At 64.4% G+C, this 16,134-nt stretch carries 16 protein-coding genes and 1 tRNA gene; 8 read left to right on the top strand and 9 right to left on the bottom strand.

Annotation, left to right across the window (positions count from 1 at the left end; translation table 11 throughout):
• The first annotated feature begins 64 nt into the window (after nucleotides 1-64).
• Entirely contained in the window at nucleotides 65-727 is a 663-nt protein-coding gene (locus tag MJO58_RS12710; protein ID WP_239723017.1) for a TetR/AcrR family transcriptional regulator, read from the top strand.
• Nucleotides 728-872: 145 nt separating this feature from the next.
• Here the strand turns inward: MJO58_RS12710 and MJO58_RS12705 are convergent, their stop codons facing one another.
• Together MJO58_RS12705 and MJO58_RS12700 are read right to left on the bottom strand one after the other, a co-directional pair.
• On the bottom strand, nucleotides 873-1,634 hold the full coding sequence (locus tag MJO58_RS12705; protein ID WP_239723016.1) for an SDR family NAD(P)-dependent oxidoreductase: 762 nt from the start codon (nucleotides 1,632-1,634) through the stop codon (nucleotides 873-875).
• 78 nt (nucleotides 1,635-1,712) lie between these two features.
• On the bottom strand, nucleotides 1,713-2,012 hold the full coding sequence (locus tag MJO58_RS12700) for a hypothetical protein (RefSeq protein ID WP_239723015.1): 300 nt from the start codon (nucleotides 2,010-2,012) through the stop codon (nucleotides 1,713-1,715).
• A 153-nt stretch (nucleotides 2,013-2,165) separates the two neighbouring features.
• Between MJO58_RS12700 and MJO58_RS12695 the strand changes: the two genes are divergently transcribed.
• From MJO58_RS12695 to MJO58_RS12685, 3 genes are all read left to right on the top strand, one after another.
• Nucleotides 2,166-2,816 carry a TetR/AcrR family transcriptional regulator gene (locus MJO58_RS12695; protein ID WP_239723259.1) on the top strand — a complete coding sequence of 217 codons (651 nt, stop codon included), beginning with the start codon at nucleotides 2,166-2,168 and terminating at the stop codon, nucleotides 2,814-2,816.
• Entirely contained in the window at nucleotides 2,800-3,453 is a 654-nt protein-coding gene (locus MJO58_RS12690) for an enoyl-CoA hydratase-related protein (protein WP_239723014.1), read from the top strand. Before MJO58_RS12695 ends, MJO58_RS12690 begins: the two co-directional genes overlap by 17 nt.
• 187 nt (nucleotides 3,454-3,640) lie before the next feature.
• Entirely contained in the window at nucleotides 3,641-4,231 is a 591-nt protein-coding gene (locus tag MJO58_RS12685; RefSeq protein ID WP_239723013.1) for a hypothetical protein, read from the top strand.
• Nucleotides 4,232-4,245: 14 nt separating this feature from the next.
• Here the strand turns inward: MJO58_RS12685 and MJO58_RS12680 are convergent, their stop codons facing one another.
• Entirely contained in the window at nucleotides 4,246-5,427 is a 1,182-nt protein-coding gene (locus tag MJO58_RS12680; RefSeq protein WP_239723012.1) for a serine hydrolase domain-containing protein, read from the bottom strand.
• Nucleotides 5,424-6,893, bottom strand: a complete 1,470-nt coding sequence (locus MJO58_RS12675; RefSeq protein WP_239723011.1) for a biotin carboxylase — start codon at nucleotides 6,891-6,893, stop codon at nucleotides 5,424-5,426. Before MJO58_RS12675 ends, MJO58_RS12680 begins: the two co-directional genes overlap by 4 nt.
• 826 nt (nucleotides 6,894-7,719) lie before the next feature.
• On the opposite strand from MJO58_RS12675, the gene MJO58_RS12670 reads away from it, so the two are divergent.
• The 3 genes from MJO58_RS12670 (at nucleotide 7,720) to MJO58_RS12660 (ending at nucleotide 10,432) form a co-directional block, all read left to right on the top strand.
• Nucleotides 7,720-8,088 (top strand): DUF732 domain-containing protein, encoded by a 369-nt coding sequence (locus MJO58_RS12670; protein ID WP_090601786.1) that lies wholly within the window; start codon nucleotides 7,720-7,722, stop codon nucleotides 8,086-8,088.
• A gap of 282 nt (nucleotides 8,089-8,370) precedes the next feature.
• Nucleotides 8,371-9,018, top strand: a complete 648-nt coding sequence (gene phoU / locus MJO58_RS12665; protein ID WP_090601784.1) for a phosphate signaling complex protein PhoU — start codon at nucleotides 8,371-8,373, stop codon at nucleotides 9,016-9,018.
• 205 nt (nucleotides 9,019-9,223) lie between these two features.
• Nucleotides 9,224-10,432, top strand: coding sequence for a glycoside hydrolase family 76 protein (locus MJO58_RS12660; RefSeq protein WP_239723010.1), 1,209 nt, complete (start codon nucleotides 9,224-9,226; stop codon nucleotides 10,430-10,432).
• Nucleotides 10,433-10,485: 53 nt separating this feature from the next.
• Here MJO58_RS12660 and MJO58_RS12655 read toward each other — a convergent pair whose 3' ends face one another.
• Nucleotides 10,486-11,502, bottom strand: coding sequence for an acyl-ACP desaturase (locus MJO58_RS12655; RefSeq protein WP_239723009.1), 1,017 nt, complete (start codon nucleotides 11,500-11,502; stop codon nucleotides 10,486-10,488).
• Nucleotides 11,503-11,713: 211 nt separating this feature from the next.
• On the opposite strand from MJO58_RS12655, the gene MJO58_RS12650 reads away from it, so the two are divergent.
• On the top strand, nucleotides 11,714-13,330 hold the full coding sequence (locus MJO58_RS12650; RefSeq protein WP_434086367.1) for an APC family permease: 1,617 nt from the start codon (nucleotides 11,714-11,716) through the stop codon (nucleotides 13,328-13,330).
• A gap of 44 nt (nucleotides 13,331-13,374) precedes the next feature.
• Here the strand turns inward: MJO58_RS12650 and MJO58_RS12645 are convergent.
• The 4 genes from MJO58_RS12645 to MJO58_RS12630 form a co-directional block, all read right to left on the bottom strand.
• Nucleotides 13,375-13,448: transfer RNA gene (locus MJO58_RS12645), tRNA-Pro, on the bottom strand.
• Between the two features lie 60 nt (nucleotides 13,449-13,508).
• A complete protein-coding gene (locus tag MJO58_RS12640) occupies nucleotides 13,509-14,309 on the bottom strand; it encodes an IclR family transcriptional regulator (protein WP_239723008.1) in 801 nt (266 codons plus the stop codon).
• Between the two features lies 1 nt (nucleotide 14,310).
• Nucleotides 14,311-15,135 carry a cyclase family protein gene (locus MJO58_RS12635; protein WP_239723007.1) on the bottom strand — a complete coding sequence of 275 codons (825 nt, stop codon included), beginning with the start codon at nucleotides 15,133-15,135 and terminating at the stop codon, nucleotides 14,311-14,313.
• A 16-nt stretch (nucleotides 15,136-15,151) separates the two neighbouring features.
• Entirely contained in the window at nucleotides 15,152-15,928 is a 777-nt protein-coding gene (locus MJO58_RS12630) for an SDR family NAD(P)-dependent oxidoreductase (RefSeq protein WP_239723006.1), read from the bottom strand.
• Between the last annotated feature and the right edge of the window lie 206 nt (nucleotides 15,929-16,134).

The raw sequence follows: 16,134 nt of genomic DNA, 5'->3' as shown, positions 1-16,134 counted from the left end.
ACAGGGCGGGAAGCTGCGAGTCATATTGCATACCGACTATGAGTCGGTGGTTACGCTCTGGTTAATGGGGCATGGCAGAGCGAACCGCCGCGAGATGCAGGCGGAGCTCACCCGGACCGCAGTACTCGACGCGGCCCGGGACCTCTTTGTCGCCAAAGGCTTCGAAGCGACCTCGGTCGACGAGATCGCACGCGCATCGCAATCCAGCAAGGGCGCCGTCTACCACCACTTTCAGGACAAGCAGGCGATCTTCGCCGAAGTCTTCCGGGCCAGCCAGGCCGCCATCATGCAGGCCGTACTGCCAGCCGCCCTCGAGTCCATGCCGGATGACGCCAGGCCATGGGAGCAGGCGATGGACGGAATCCGCGCGGTGCTGCGGTGTTATGCCGAGGACGACGTGTTGCGGATGTTGCTGCGTGAGTCGCCCGGCGCGCTGGGCTGGGACCGCCAACAAGCACTCGACGAGGAAATGGCGCTGCCACTGCTCCGCGCGGTGCTCACCGAGCTCATCAAGGCCGGTGAAATGGCATCGGTGCCGGTCGGTGTGGCCGCCGAGCTGCTCTACGTCCTGCTTGAGAAGACGGGGCCCATCATCGCCGCCGCCGAGGATCCCGCCCAAGCGGTCACCGAGATCGAGCCGGTCCTATTCAAGCTCCTCGGTGGCCTACACCGCGACCCGACCACGCCGAAAGGCGAAAAGACGCCGCGGGGCACGCTCAGCGCCTGACGGAGTGCGAAATCCGTTATGCGACAACCGGTTTAGAGTTGCACCGGGCACACCGGTGCAACGAATCGCCGGATGCCACGCCGAACCGTCATATCCACTCGCGCCGACTTTACCTGTGAAGAAGCACACCCGGGAGTCCTTGTCGTCAGACTTGGTTGAATCCGCCGTCTGCGGTGAGCGTCGACCCGGTCGTGAAGCTGGAGAGATCGCTGGCGAGAAATACCGCGGCGTGGGCGATTTCGACGGGGTCGGCGAACCGTCCCAACGGGATCGTTGCGACACGACCGGCGCGAAACTCTTCGATCGACGCGTTCGGATTGGTTTGCGCCGCCAGTGCGTCGCTGCCCGGGGTGGCGGTGGAGCCGGCAACGACGACGTTGACGCGAATGTTGCGGTCGGCGAGTTCGCTGGCCCAGGTGCGGGCAAATGACCGTAAGGCTGCCTTGGTGGCGGCGTAGATGCTGAGCCCGGGGCGGCCGCGGTCGGCGGTGGTGGACCCGGTCAAAATGATCGACGCGTTGTCATTGAGCAGCGGCAGCGCCTTTTGGACCGTGTAGACGACGCCTTTGACGTTCGTCGTCAACAGCGTGTCGAGATCGTCATCGGTGATCTCACCCAGGCGGGAGACCCTGGTGGCGCCGGCGTTGGCCATGACGATGTCCAGACCCTTGCCAGCCTCCTCGACCTTGCCGTAGAGGCGGTCGAGGTCCTCCGGCCTTCCGACGTCGCCGCACACGGCGATTGCTCGAGAGCCCAGTTGCATTGCCGCGGAGTCTAATTCGGGTTGGCGCCGACCCGTGATGAACACTCGGTCCACACCTTCGGCTATGAAGCGCTCGGCGGTGGCCAGGCCGATACCCGAGTTGGCACCGGTAACGACAGCGGTCTTGTGGTCGAGCAGTCCCATCGAGGTCTCCTAAGGCAGCGCAGCGCTTTGCCTTTCAACGCGCATGCTGCTGCCGGCCTTCCCGGGCCAGCGCTATTGCTATTGCGTGTCGCCAATGGCATCAAGGCGCTCGCTCACCCGAGCCAGCGCCTCGTCGAAGATCTCCACCTTTTCGCCGCGCTTTTCGTTGGCCGGCTGCGCGGCGCCGCGGGCGCCTTCGGCCGCTACCCGAGCCGCACCCTGACGCCGCAACAAGCTGAAGTTCTTCTCCCGCGCTTGCCTGAGCCGGGTCTGCAAGTCCTTCAGCGACTGCTCGTCCATGCGCTGGAGAGCCTCGGGATGACTCTCGCCGATCAACGTGCTTTCCTGCGGGGTCAGGTTCACATGGTGGGTGCTCACCGTAGATTCATAGCCCGCGCCGCCCACCCCGGCGCGTCGAATCGCCAGACGTCATGCCGAACCGTCACCCCGGAGACACTTCACGTTCACGTCGTCGGGCGTGACATAACAGAGCGGTTGCTCTGTTATGGTGTCGACATGCCTCGCCCCAGGGTGCTCGATCTGTCGCAGTTGATGGATATGGCCGAGCGGCTGGCCGCAGAATCCGGACCTCGTGCCGTCACCATTCGCGCTCTTTCGGAGGCGACGTCGATATCGAATGGGGCGATCTATCACGCATTTGGCTCCCGCGCAGGGTTGCTGGGTCACGTGTGGCTGCGCGCCGCGAAGCGATATCTCAGCGTCCAGCGTACGGCGGTTGCGCACGCGTTGTCGTCGGGCACCTCGCGGGAGCCGGTTGCCGACGCGGTGGTCGCCGCTGCCCGGTGCCCCGCGACCTTCTTCAGCCAGGACCCCTGCTCGGCCCGATTCCTGCTCGCGGTGCACCGGGACGACCTCTTCGAATCCGGGGAATTACCCAGTGAATTGGCCGATGATTTGCGTCGACTCGATCACGAGCTGGGCGGTTTGCTCATCGAGCTCAGCGAGCGCATGTGGAACAGACGCGACCGTTACGCGGTGGCCGCCATCCGCGCCTGCGTTGTCGAATTGCCTACTGCCTTAGTGATTCGCGGCCAGGAGCCGCCCGACAGCTCGGCGTTGCAACGACTCGACGTCGCCGTGCGTGCCGTGCTGACGCTGACACCCCCGATCAAGGCATCCACCAAAAGAGACAAGGGAGCACACCATGACCGTGACGGTTGAACGCGACGGGTCCATCGCCATTTTGACCTTGGGCGACGATGAAAACCGTTTCTCACCAGAATGGCTCGACACGGTCAACTCTCGCCTGACGGACATCGAGAACAATGCCGAGGCTCTGGTTACCGTGGGAACCGGCAAGTTCTACTCCAACGGTCTCGACCTCGATTGGCTGTCCGCGAACAGCACCCGCGCGGATTGGTATGTCGACGCGGTGCAGGGTCTGCTTGCTCGCCTGCTTACCTTTCCGCGGCCCACGGTCGCAGCGGTCAACGGCCACGCCTTCGGCGCGGGCGCCATGTTGGGCATCGCACACGACTACCGCGTGATGCGATCCGACCGCGGCTACTACTGCTTTCCCGAAGTCGACATCAAGATCCCCTTCACCACGGGCATGGCCGCACTGGTGCAAGCCAAACTGTCGCCGCAGTCGGCGGTGACGGCCATGACGACTGGCCGCCGTTTTCCCGGACCCGATGCGCAGGCCGCCGGCCTCGTCGACGACACCGCCCCAGACGAAGAGCTGGTCAGTGCCGCCGTCAACCGGCTGCAGCCACTACTCGGAAAAGACCGCGGCACCCTCGGCGCCATCAAGTCCACGATGTATGCCTCGGTCACCGCGGCCCTGCGAGGCAACTAACGCAAGCCACCGCATGCCAGGACAAACAACCAATGGAGTAGTGAACTACTCGTGCCGTCGCGCCCGCTCTGGCGTGACAATTCTCAAACCGAAGATGCCAAGAGCTAGAACGTTATGTGCGCACAGTCCGGCCTGCATACCGAAAGTCGTTGTGCGCGAACAGGATCTGCGGTTTGGAGGTAGAGCGATGTTTGGAATCGGTAGGCACCAACGAAACGGCCCGGGCGACTCCGTGGCGACGGCGGCCAAGATAACGGGACTCTTCGCGCTGTGTGCGGCCATTATCACCGCGATCCCGCCGTCCATCAATCTGCTCAGCAGCGACAAGCAACCGCCGTTGCCGACAAACACGGCGCCGACGACCACCACGTTGCCCAAAGTGCCGGATAGCGGACTCACGTTCGGTCCGCTCAAGAACGGTAAACTCACCGTGTCGGGCTCTGCCCAAAAGGACGTCGTCGGCATGTACGTGATGATCGGTCCGAAGCCACCGGGTGGGTACGACACCGGCTGCGGAGTGGTGACCGACGGGCGGTGGCAAGTTGAGGTCCCCACCGATCCATCGTGGCCGAAATACCCACTGATGACCGTGCCCGCCTACGGCTCCTGCGCCAGTGCCGGAAGCGCGACTGGCCTCAACTTCACTGTCCGGGGCACCGGAACGACGACGCCGACACCACCTCCGGGTCAGGTATTGGATTGCACCAAACAGAACGGCCCCAGCTGCCTTACCGGTCCGGGCTTCGGACCGCCGACGGTCTACCAGCCGAATCAATGACGACGCAGCACCGGCTACTCGGTCGTGATTCCCGCCAATTCCCTTGCCACCGCGTCGAATGCGTGCAGGGTGTCCCACAGCATCTGCGGATCCCCGGCATCCGGCTGAGTGGATAGCTTGGCGGCGACCAGCTCAGCGTCCCGGTTGACGTAGATCATCTGGCCACACATTCCCTGGCACAGCACAATGTTGTTGCCCGGGTAGGGAAACCACACTTGGTTGCGGTACATGCCACCGGGCATTTGGGTGTCGTCGGGGCTGGCGGCAAACGCTGCACGTGAGTCCGGACCGCCGTCGAAGGTGTCGGCGATCCAGGCGGCCGGCACCACTGTCTGTCCGGTCAACGAGACACCGTCGTGCAAGAACAGCGACCCGAACCGGATCATGTCGGTCAAACAGGCGTTGATGCCGCCATCGAAGAATCCGGTACCGGCCGTGTCGACGGCGATGGTGGCATCGCATTGGGCGCCGATGCGGCTCCACACCAGCTCTGACATCAGGCCGGGCATCCGCTGGCCGCCGGCCACCTCGCAGATCCAACCGAGTACGTCGGTTTCACACGAGCGATATTCGAACGGGCCGCCGTGCGGCGACTTCTGCTGCAGGGTCAGCAGGAAGTCGCGCAGCGTGGACGGGACGTCCGGGCTGCTCGTCGGTGCCCATCCCATCGCCTGATCGAGAACGTGGATCTCCGCGGTCGGGTGAAGGTAGTTGTCCGAGAATGCGATACCCGACCTCATGTCGAGCAGGTGGCGCACCGTCGCGCCGGCATAACCGCAGTTCTCAAGGGCAGAAACGTATTTCGTGACCGGCGCGTCAAGCTCGATCGCACCGGCGCCGTGCAACGCGCCTACCACCGCACCCACCAGCGACTTGCTCACCGAGAACAGCAGGTGCCGGGTCTCGGCACCCATGCCGTCGAGGTACTCCTCGGCCACGATCGACCCGCGGTGGGCGACGGCCCACCCGTCGGTGGCAGTGCCGGCCATCACCGCGCCCACGGAGGTGGCCGTCCCCGCGGTGCTGGTCACCGGAATCTCGGCGATCGGTGCGCCGGCTGCGGGCAACGCCGCAACTGGTCCGTCGCCGCGCGGGATCACCGCGGTCGGCACGAAGTCGTCGATGTGCTGGAACGACCAATGCGCATACGGCGGCGACAGCCAATTGTCCAGCGAAATATCGGCCGGGCGGCTCACGCTCGTGCGACTAGCCGCGAGACGATCGGCGCGGCCGGCGTCAGGGGCGTCGAGACGAACTTCGCCTTCATCCCCTTGACCCAGCGTTGGCAGCGGTCGCTGAGCTGATAGTCGTCGGTCTGCAGGTGTGAGCGCGTGACGAGCACGCCGAGTTGGGCACCCTCGGACCGTAAGTCGCCGGGCGCTGCGACGCGCATGTAAAAGGCCTCGGAGCCGTCGAGCAGCGTGGCCCAGTCGTTGGCGGTTCGCGAAAAGGAGACCCGGCCATCGTCGTCGAGGCGCCATACCCCGGTGCGTGGCGTCGCGGTGAAGATCTCCAGATCCGGCGACGTCTCCGTGATGATCACCTGGCCCCAGACCTCGTCCTCGCCGTAGCCGCGCTCCCAGCGCGCGTTGATGTCGTCGATGTCGAGCTCGTAGTCGACGTCCATGTACTCGAGCAGATGAAAGAGAAACAGCGGCATGTCGGCGTACGCCTCGGTGGTCAGGTTGGTCATCGGACTGGCGCCACTCAGGCGCGGATTCACCTCGCCGAGGTAGAGCTCGTCGGAGTCGAGGTCATGCAGCAGGTCCACCTCGAAGTAGCCGAGGTAACCCTCGCGGCGCATGACGTCGCCCAGCTTTGTCACCATTTCTCGCGCGGCGTGGGTCTGGGCGGGCGGCAGCACCTCGTGCCAGATGTCATTGCCACACCAGCTGCCCCGGCTGGGGGTGAGCTCGGAATAGCCGACGAGGCTCGTCATTGCGGGGCCGACCACGGTGCCATGTCGGGTCACGGCGCCCTCGAGGCAGACTTCGACGTTGCGGATGCGCTTCATGACTTTGAGTTCCTGGCCGACCATGTCGCCACCGTGCTCGTCCCAGTCACGCTGACCGTGCACAAAGAACGTCCCGCTGCCGGCGTTGCCGTAGGCGATCGAGACGACCAGGTCGTCTCCCAATCCGGCGTCTTGTGCGAGCGCCAGCAGTTCGTCGTAGGAGCCGGCCCGTCCGATCGTGTTGGGCACGCTCGGTATGCCCGCCTCGTTGGCCAGGCGCGTCATGACGATCTTGGAGCCCAGGCGATTGCGCAACTCGATCGGCGGGTGCATGACGTCGAGACCCGCCTGTCGCGCGAGGCCCTGGATTTCCTCGTTCATCATCACAAAGCAACACTTGCCGCCGGGACCTTTGCCCCCGATGAAGTCCAGCGTTTCTGGATCGGACAGCAGGTGACTGCACACCTCGTCCATCGAATCGAAATCACGACGGTCGCGTCGCCGGGGCACGAACACGCGCGAATGGGTGCCCTCGAAAGAGTCAAAGTAGGTGAGGTAGAAGAAGTTTCGTATCCAGCGGTCAACGCCGAGCAAATTGAACGGAGTCGGCGAGATGAAGTACAGCGGCACCTTGTTCGTGTGAAAGAACGCGCGTATGTCCGACAGGCCGTTCAGCACGCGACGCTCGGGCTCCGGCGCCACGATCACGCCTGCCGCGGTGACGTCGAGGCTCGGGCGGCTTCGGTCAACACGGTGAGCTCACGCATCTGCATGCCCACAAGTGTGCCCGCGCCGCTGGCCGTGCGCAGCGTCTCGGCGCATAAGGGTGTCAGGGATCGTCTGTCTCACGGCGAGAGCTGGACATGGCCCCCCGGCGGCCGCGGCGACGGGGGAGGTTGCGGCGGCGGAGGTGGAGCCGGCGGCGGAGCCTGAGGCGGCGGCGCCTCCGGCGCCGGTGCGGGTCCTTGCTCTTGCGGTAAGGGTGCCTGTGGTTGCGGTTTAGGCGCTTGCGGCTGTTGTGCTCGCGGCGGCGGCGCCGCCACGGGAGGCTCGAGCGGTTTTGCCGTCGGTGCCGGGATGCCCGGCGGCGGGTCCGGTGTGATGTCCCCCGAGGGAGCCGGCGCGATCAGTCCGGTAAGCAGCCAGCCCCGCTCGCCAAATGACGAAATGTTTGCCGAATGAGCCCTGTTTGCCGTGCCCACGGCGGTCCGGTGCATCGGCCCGCTCGTCGCACCGGCCACACCCGAGCCGATCAGGGCGGCGATCACCACCAACAGAGCAGGTATCGGCCGCCCGTGGACAGCCATCGTGTGAGACGGCGCCATCCCGCTACGGTTCGATTCGGTCATACCCCTGCGCGACCGTCGCGCCCCTCCCCTAATCTGCGAGTGCACGCGAAAGCCGAGTGGTGATTCACGGTGGTAGCCAGTTACGATTTCCATCATTGCAGGCGCTGGTTGCCTCCATTGTTACCGGTTGGTGTCGAACTGATTAGACGCCGAGCAGGTGACACCGACGAAGCGGGAAACTTGCCGTGCGCATCCACATCACCAGGGTTGCAGGCGCACTGGTTAGCGCCTCGGCGATACTTGCCGCCGCGACCACGTGTGCTGGCGCGGCGGGCGCCGATGCGCAGGAAGATCAGTTTGTGGCGACGCTCGCGCAGCTACAGATTCCCGTCATCGACAACGTGCCCGGGTTGGTCTACCGGGCTCGCGAAATCTGTGGGGAACTCGATCGCGGCGGGTCGTTCCAGTCCGTCGTCGACGAGGAAACGAATACGACGTACTCGGGCAGTCCGTCGTTACACCTGGTTCCCGATCGCGTCACCCGCACCGCGGTCAAATTCGTCACGGCATCAGTGACGGTCTACTGCCCAAGCCATCAAGGCCTCATTCCGTAGCGCATAGTGTTGCAGCACAACAGGCTTCATACTCGCAGCCTATTGCCGGCATGAATCAAGGGCTACCGTCCTCGAAACACGTTGTGCCGTACCAGGATGCGTGTCAGCGGAAGCAGCGCCCGGCGAGTGTCACGGAACCGGCAGCGGTGGTCGCAACTCTGGGTCACATTTGCTGGACGGGTGATTTCATCGAGGAGCAATCAGCATGCACTCACCAGAAGCGGCCTGTCACTGGTTTGTCCACGGCGCCACCGTTTGTACTGGCCCAATTAAGGTTGCACCATGCGCCCAGCGTTCCACGAGCAGCTCGATTCGCTGACCGCGACACTGAGCGAGATGTGCCGCCTGGCGGGTGAGGCGATGGAGGGGGCGACTCACGCGCTACTACAGGCCGATCTGTCGATAGCCGAAGCTGTGATCGCGAGCCACGCGCGCCTTGCCCAGATGCGAAGTGATGCCGAGGATGCGGCATTCGTGTTGCTGGCCCTACAAGCGCCCGTCGCAAGCGATCTACGAACCGTGGTCGGTTCCATGCAAAGCGTCGCGGATGCCGAACGGATGGGGGGCTTGGCGCTGCACGTCGGCAGGATCGCACGCCGCCGACACCCGGACCGGGTATTACCCACAGAAGTGACTGGCGACTTCGCCGAGATGGGACGAATTGCGGTGGACTTGGGACGAAGCGCAAGAGATGTCGTGCTCTCACGCGATCCGGAGCAGGCGGCACAGATCAGCCGGGATGACGAAGAGATGAATCGGCTGCACCAACACCTCTTCACCGTCCTCAAAGAGAAAGACTGGCCGCACGGTGTATCGACCGCCGTCGATGTCACGCTGTTAGGCCGCTTTTACGAGCGCTTCGCCGACCACGCCGTCGAAATCGGACGTCGTGTCATATTCCAGGCAACCGGAGAAGCCCCCGATGAATGATCGGCTTACCGCACGCCAATCGAGTCTGCTTGCACGACAGTGAATTTGCAGCGTGCGCGACCGTGTCGGACACAAAGTAACCCTGTTGGCGGACACGACGTCCAGACGCGCCGGCGTTCTGCTCCTTCGAGATTTGGTGTCAGAATAAAATAGCTGCGCGGTTTCCGGCCGCCGATCGTCGTTCAGCAAAGGAGAGCTCGAGCGGATGGATCGCCCGAACAAGGGAATCAGCCGACGCGGATTGTTTTTCGCGGTCGCGGGCGCCGTCGCACTCACCGCGGTGAATCAACCGACCCAGGCGGCGGCGATTATGCAGAAGTCGTCCCCCGGCCCGGTGGGGCCCACGGAGCGCGCGGACCTGGCGGAGCGGGCGGTCATGGAGCGGCACGTGCACACGCTCTGGTGGCAGTCCGGGATGCAACTGGGCACGCTGCACTGGCCGTCTTCCCTGTTCGACCAATTGTTGTTGTTCCGTTGGTGTTACTGGTGGCAGGCGCACCTGCTGGACTGCGCGGTGGATGCCGCGTACCGCGCGCGCACCCCCGAACGCATCGACCGCATCGGCGCCGTCGCGCGCGGCATTCACACCCGCAATCTCGCCACCTGGACCAACTCGTACTGCGACGACATGTCGTGGTTGGTGTTGGCGCTCGAACGCGCCGACCGGCTGCTCGGCGTCCGGTTCGACGACGCCATTCCGAAGCTGCGGACCGCGCTGCTCGACGGCTGGAACCCCACCGTCGGCGCGGTGCCCTGGAAGATCGGCCACGATTACTACAGCACCTCCGGGATCGGTCCGACCGGCATCGCGATGGCGCGATTGGGCAACCTGTCCCGGGCCGAACGACTCGCCGATTACCTGCACAACCGGCTGCGCGACCCCGAAAGCGGTCTGATCTTCGACGGGGTGCACGAACCTAGCGGGCGGATGGACCGCTCCTTGCTGACCTACTGTCAGGGTGTGGCCATCGGGCTGGAGACCGAATTAGCGCTGCGCACAAACGATTCGACCCATCGCGACCGTGCCGCGGCGCTCGTCGCCGCTACCGCCCACAGGCTCGCCGACGGGGGTGTGATCGCCGGGTGCGCCGGGAACGACTCCGGGCTGTTCATGGGCATCCTCGCCAGGTATCTCGCTCAGACCGCAGTGGCCCTCGGCGACACCACCGCCGCCGAGCTCGTGCACGCGTCCGCGCGGGCCGCCTGGGACAACCGGGCCGAGGTGGACGGGCTGCCACTGTTCGGTGCGCATTGGAACCGCCCGGTCACTGCGCCGGCAGGTCTGGAAACCTTTACCCAGCTCGCGGACTCGTCGCGCGCGTCCCCACCGAACCCGGGCCGCGATCTCTCGGTACAGCTGAGCGCGTGGATGTTGCTCGAGGCGGATCACCAGCTCACCGCCGCCGGACACTGAGCCCGCGGCGGCTCCGAGTGGCGCAGCAACACCATCCGCTGGTCACCGCGTCCTCAGTGCCCGCTTAGCGTCAGCGTTCCCTTCGTTTGGAGCACTTTGCTGACGGTGATTTTCTCGGTCTTACGTGCCTCACGCTCCAGATAGCGCTGCTTGGATTCGTCGAATTTGTCGGAGGCTTCTTCGAGTTCCTTGACCAGTAAGGCGAGGTCGTCGCGCATCCTTGCGGCCTCGCCGGTGAAGTCTTCCCGTTCGAAGATGCGCCACTTCTTGAGCACGGGCATGACCACCTCGTTGAGATGGATGCGCGGGTCGTAAACACCGCCAACGGCGATAATTACCGCCTTGCGCCGAAACTCCGGGACCGTGAACCCGGGCATCTTGAAGTTGCGCAGGATTCGGTGCACCGATTTCATCGCCTGATTGGGCGCGATGTCCAGACCTGCAGCACTGACATCCCGATAAAAGATCATGTGCAGGTTCTCGTCGTGCGACACCCTGGCCATCAACTGTTCGGCGATCGCGTCATTGCTGACCTTGCCCGTGTTGCGATGCGAGACGCGGGTGGCTAATTCTTGAAACGAGACATACATGACCGAGTCAAACAAGCTCTCAGCAAACATATCGCCCTGTCGGTTCTGGCCGGGGCTGAAGCCCCGCGTCATTTGCTCGAGGCGGAGCTTTTCCAGCTCGACCGGGTCGACCGCGCGGGTCACCACCAGGTAATCGCGCAGCGCCGTGCTGTGCCTGTTCTCTTCCGCGGTCCACCGATTCACCCATTGCCCCCAGGGGCCGTCCATGCTGAAGTTCATCGCGATCTCACGGTGATAGGACGGTAAATTGTCCTCGGTCAGCAGGTTTTGCACCATCGCAACCTGGGCGACATCGGGGAGTCGGCTCTGTCCAGGCTCCCAATCTTGGCCGTCCAGCGCATAGAAATTTCTGCCATCCGACCACGGCACGTAATCGTGCGGATTCCATTCCTTGAACATCGACAGGTGGCGGTTGAGTAGACGTTCAACTACCGGTTCAAGTTCGCGGAGTAGCTGCACGTTAGTCAAGTCCTCGGACACGGAACTCCTTCAGTTATCTATCTGTCGCGACGTCGTAATGTATATGTGTCATGCGGTTACATTAAGATTGCACGCGCGTCGATGGGAGAAATAGGGTCCAAAGTCCTTTCCGACCCGAGCGGGTGCAACGAGTGATCAGACACCCACTGGCGCAGTCCCTTTCGCATGCCGTGCGGTCCCAAATGCTCCCCAGATGGTGCGAAGCGATGCGATGAGCAAAGGTGAGGTCATGACCGGTCGGGAGAGCGGGGCTGCAGCGGTGACCGTCAGGAGCAAAGGCCTCCGGGGCGGCGCGCTCGGGCTGCTCTCCAGCGTGGTTGTCGGGTTGGCGTCCATGGCCCCGGCCTATAGCCTCGCCGCGACGCTGGGTCTGATCGTTGCCAGTGGCGGCGCGCAACTCTGCGGCGTCAAAGCCCCAGCCGTCGTGCTCATTTCATTCATCCCGATGTACTTGATCGCCACCGCCTACCAGGAACTCAATAGGGCCATACCGGACTGCGGCACCACGTTCACCTGGGCGTCGCGGGCATTTGGACCCATCGTCGGCTGGCTGGGTGGCTGGGGCATCATCGCCGCAGAAGTGATTGTGATGGCCAACCTGGCGGAGATCTCCGCGGCTTATTCGTTCAGATTCGCCGCAGACCTGGGCTGGCTTTCGCTCGCGGACGTGGCCGGCAACGGGTTCTGGCCGACGGTGGTAGGCGTCTTCTGGATCGTAACGATGACCTATATCTGCTACCGCGGAATCCAGGTCTCGGCCAGAGTGCTGCACGCGCTGCTGGCCTTTCAAATCGTGGTGCTAGTCGTGTTCTCGGTGGTCGCACTAATTAAGACTTATACCCTTGATGCACAGGGGGTTTCGCTGCACCCGGCACTGTCCTGGTTCTGGCCCGGCGGTCTCGATTTCGGGAACACCATCGCCCCTGCAGCCCTGATGGCCATCTTCATGTACTGGGGCTGGGACACCGCCGTCGCATGCAACGAGGAATCCGACGACCCCAGCCGCACACCTGGCCGTGCCGCCATCATCTCGGCTCTCCTGCTGCTCGCGACCTACACCCTGGTGACCGTGTCGGCCATCGCGTTCGCCGGTGTCGGGACCCAGGGCATCGGGCTGAGCAACCCCCACAACTCGAAAGACACCTTCGCAGCGATTGGTCCAGCACTGTTCGGCAACGGCATCCTCGGAAGGATCGCACTGCTGTTGCTGGCGACGTCGATCCTGACATCTGCCCTGGCGTCGACGCAGACAACGATCTTGAAGACCGCGCGCACCACCCTATCGATGGGGGTATACAAGGCGCTGCCGGAGTCGTTCGCCAAGACCCACCATCGCTACCTCACACCGACCACCTCCACCATCGCGGTCGGCGTGGTGTCCGTCGTTTTCTACGTCCTTTTCACGCTCATCAGCGAGAACCTGCTCGCCGCGCTGATCGGATCGGTGGGGTTGATGATCGCGTTCTATTACGGGCTCACCGGATTTGCGTGCGCGTGGTACTACCGCAACACCCTGACCAGATCGGTGCGAAATCTTGTGGCGCGCGGCGTTATCCCGTTGCTGGGCGGCGTCACCCTACTGATCGTGCTCATCTACGGGCTCAACCAGTACGCTCGGCCCGAGTGGCTGACCGACGACAACGGCAACAACATCACGATCCTGGGAGTCGGCGCCGTCGCAGCGGTCGGCATCGGCGCGCTGCTGCTGGGATCGATCCTGATGGTGATCTGGTGGGCGATAACCCCGGACTTCTTCCGCGGCCGTACCATGACGGACGGCAGTGCAGCGGATTCCGGCGCGGACGTCGCTCAACCAGCAGGCCCCTGATTGCGTCGGGGCCGCTCGAGATGGGCTGGTCGGGCTGACCTGTGTCGGGCTGACAGGATTTGAACCTGCGACCACTTGACCCCCAGTCAAGTGCGCTACCAAACTGCGCCACAGCCCGTGTGCCGATGAGTCCACCAGCAGCAGGTCGACAGCCTACCGTAGCCGCGGCGCCTAGCCGCTATTGCCCGGCTGACCTGCGAGCCTCGTGGTCGCCGGCTTTCGCGAACCAGGCGTCGACCTTTTCGACCCAGACCAGCAGCGCCTGCGCGAGCTCGGATTCGCGGCGGTAGAACCGCTGCGACGGTACGGGCACGCTGACCGCGACCATCTCGTCGCCCACGTTCTTGAGCACCGCGCCGACCGCGCAGATCCCTTCGCTCTGCTCTTCGCGGTCATACGCCACGCCTTCGGCTTTGACGCGGTCGAGCTCTTTGCGCAACGCCGCCGGCGTCGTGATGGTGTTCGCGGTCAGCTTGGCGAGCCGACTCGGCAGCGCACGGGCTTGCTCCTCGGCCGACAGGTTGGCCAGCAGCGCCTTGCCGTTGGCGCAGCAGTGCAGCGGAAACGACTCTCCGACCGCGCTGATCGCCCGCAGCCGGTGCGGCGAGACGACCTGGTCGACGAAGGTCGCGCGGTCGCCGTCCAGGATCGACAGGTCGACCGTCTCCTCCAGTTCGCGGGACAGCTCCTCGATGAACGGGTGCACGTCGAACACGACGCTGCGGCGCACGGTGGTGGCCATGCGGGCGATCTCGGGTCCCAGCCGATAGCGACCCCGCGCCGCTCGCGACGCCACCAGGCCCTCGTCGTCGAGCGCATTGAGGATCCGGCTCACGGTCGAGCGCGCCATGCCCAGCCGCTCGCCGATCTCGGCCTGGTTCAACCCGCCGGGATGCGCTTGCAGCAGCCGTAGCATCTCGGCCGCGCGCGCGATGACCTGAATTCCGCTGCCGCGGGCCTCTTCTGCGTCCACGCTCATGTCAGGCTCCGGTCTCGAGACGATAGCTGCCGGTGGGGTCGGTGATCGCCACCAGGCGCACGATACAGCCGTCGCCGCCGACCCAGCGCCACGGGAAAGCCGCGAAGGTGACCCGCTTGCCGGTGACCTTGTCCAGGTCGCCGCCCACGTTCTCGAAGCCGTAAATCCCCTTGGACAGAATCGCGCGATGGCAGGGCTCCCATTCCGGGAAGTCGTCGAGCACCTTGTGGCCGGTTTGCTCCTCGTATTCCTTTACCGCCCAAGGCAATAGACCACCCGTATGCTCGGCGGGGCCGTGCGGGCCGATCGAGGTGGCCAACGGATGGTCCAGAGCCTGGGTATCGGTGCCGACGGCTTTGACGCCCTTGGCCGCGAACCACTCCCCGGCTTCCCTGTAGAAGCCCGGCGAGTACGCGTAGTACTCGGCGCTGTCGGCGTAGGTGTGGTGCCAGCCGGTGTTGACGATGACGATGTCGCCGGGCCGGATCTGCGGCGTGGCATTCTCCAGGTCCGCGGCGGTGACGACTTCCCACTTCCGCTTCGGGATCGACACGACGACCCCGGTGCCGAAGAACGCGCTCAGTGGAATCTCGTCTAGCAGCGGCGTGCCTTCGATCACGTGACCCGGCGCGTCGATGTGCGTGCCGGAATGCATAACCGTGGTGATCTTTTGGGTGAGGACGCGGCTTCTGGCCATGTTGTGCAGTCGTTCGATCTTGACGTCCTCGAAGTACGGCCACGCCGGCACACCATGTCCCCAGGGGTGGGACAGATCGTAGAACTCTAGCTTCGATTCGGCTTCGCCGAGCGGCCAGGTCATGGTCACGACAGTTCCTTTCGTATCAGCATGCGGTGTAGCCGCCGTCCAGGTACATCACCTGGCCGGTGTAGAAACTCGACGCGTCGCTGAGTAGATAGATCAGCGCGCCGACGAAGTCTTCCGGTTCGGCGAAGCGGCGCAACGGGATTCGTGCGAACATCGCCTCGCGGGTCTGGCGCCCCTTCTCGTCGGCGGCATACATCCACTCGGTTAGTTCCGAGCGGAAAACCGTTGGCGCCAAGGCATTTATCCGTATCCCGTGGGGACCCCACTCAGCGGCCAACGACTTGGCCAGCAGGTCGGTCGCCGCTTTCGACGGGCAGTAGGCGCTGTAGCCGGCGGGATGACCGAGGCTGCCGCGCACCGAGGAAACCAGCACGACGCTGCCTCCCCCGCCCTGCTCTAGCAGCACCCGCCCGGCCGCCTGGCATACCAGCCAGGCGCCGCGCGCGTTGGCCTTCATCACGTCGTCGAAGTCGTCGACGGCCATCTCGGTGATCGGCTGGACGTGGTTCATGCCCGAAGCAACCAGGACGCCGTCGAGCCGGCCATGCTTGGCCACCGCGGCATCGACCATGGCCTGGGCGTCGGCCGGGGTATCGGGGCGGCGGACCACCACCGCCAGGTCGTGCCGGCCTGTCTCAGCAGCCAGCTCGGCCAGACGCTCAGTGTTGCCTCCGGCCAGGGTGAGCCGCGCCCCGGCCTCGGCCAGGGCCCGGGTCGCCGCGCTGCCCAAGGCGCCGGTCGCGCCGGTGATCAGGATCGACTTGTCCTGCACGCTGAATCGCGACGCGTTCACGATGCCTCCATGCAATCCCGCAGTACGGGTATAGCAACCCGCTATACAAGAGGACGTTACTGTTAGGCCGACGCCAAAGTCAACGTTGAATCCTGTGATACAGACATCATTGACCGCATTGTGGGATCAAGCGCCCGACGCGCCGTTGAGTGTGCGGTCAGGGTGGCGAGTGTGCACTCAGGGCGCCCCAGACGCGCACTCGACGC

The sequence above is a fragment of the Mycobacterium lentiflavum genome (assembly GCF_022374895.2).
GTDB classification, from domain to species: Bacteria; Actinomycetota; Actinomycetes; order Mycobacteriales; family Mycobacteriaceae; genus Mycobacterium; species Mycobacterium lentiflavum.
The sequence above is the reverse complement of the archived record's forward strand: the minus strand, read 5'-3'. Positions and strand labels throughout refer to the sequence as shown.

What these genes read in the sequence shown, in the direction of transcription:
- MJO58_RS12685 (WP_239723013.1), top strand. Translation starts at nt 3,641, where the DNA reads ATGTTTGGAATCGGTAGGCACCAACGAAACGGCCCGGGCGACTCCGTG.
- MJO58_RS12710 (WP_239723017.1), top strand. Translation starts at nt 65, where the DNA reads ATGGGGCATGGCAGAGCGAACCGCCGCGAGATGCAGGCGGAGCTCACC.
- MJO58_RS12690 (WP_239723014.1), top strand. Translation starts at nt 2,800, where the DNA reads ATGACCGTGACGGTTGAACGCGACGGGTCCATCGCCATTTTGACCTTG.
- MJO58_RS12650 (WP_434086367.1), top strand. Translation starts at nt 11,714, where the DNA reads ATGAGCAAAGGTGAGGTCATGACCGGTCGGGAGAGCGGGGCTGCAGCG.
- MJO58_RS12705 (WP_239723016.1), bottom strand. Translation starts at nt 1,634, where the DNA reads ATGGGACTGCTCGACCACAAGACCGCTGTCGTTACCGGTGCCAACTCG.
- MJO58_RS12640 (WP_239723008.1), bottom strand. Translation starts at nt 14,309, where the DNA reads ATGAGCGTGGACGCAGAAGAGGCCCGCGGCAGCGGAATTCAGGTCATC.
- phoU (WP_090601784.1), top strand. Translation starts at nt 8,371, where the DNA reads ATGCGCCCAGCGTTCCACGAGCAGCTCGATTCGCTGACCGCGACACTG.
- MJO58_RS12660 (WP_239723010.1), top strand. Translation starts at nt 9,224, where the DNA reads ATGGATCGCCCGAACAAGGGAATCAGCCGACGCGGATTGTTTTTCGCG.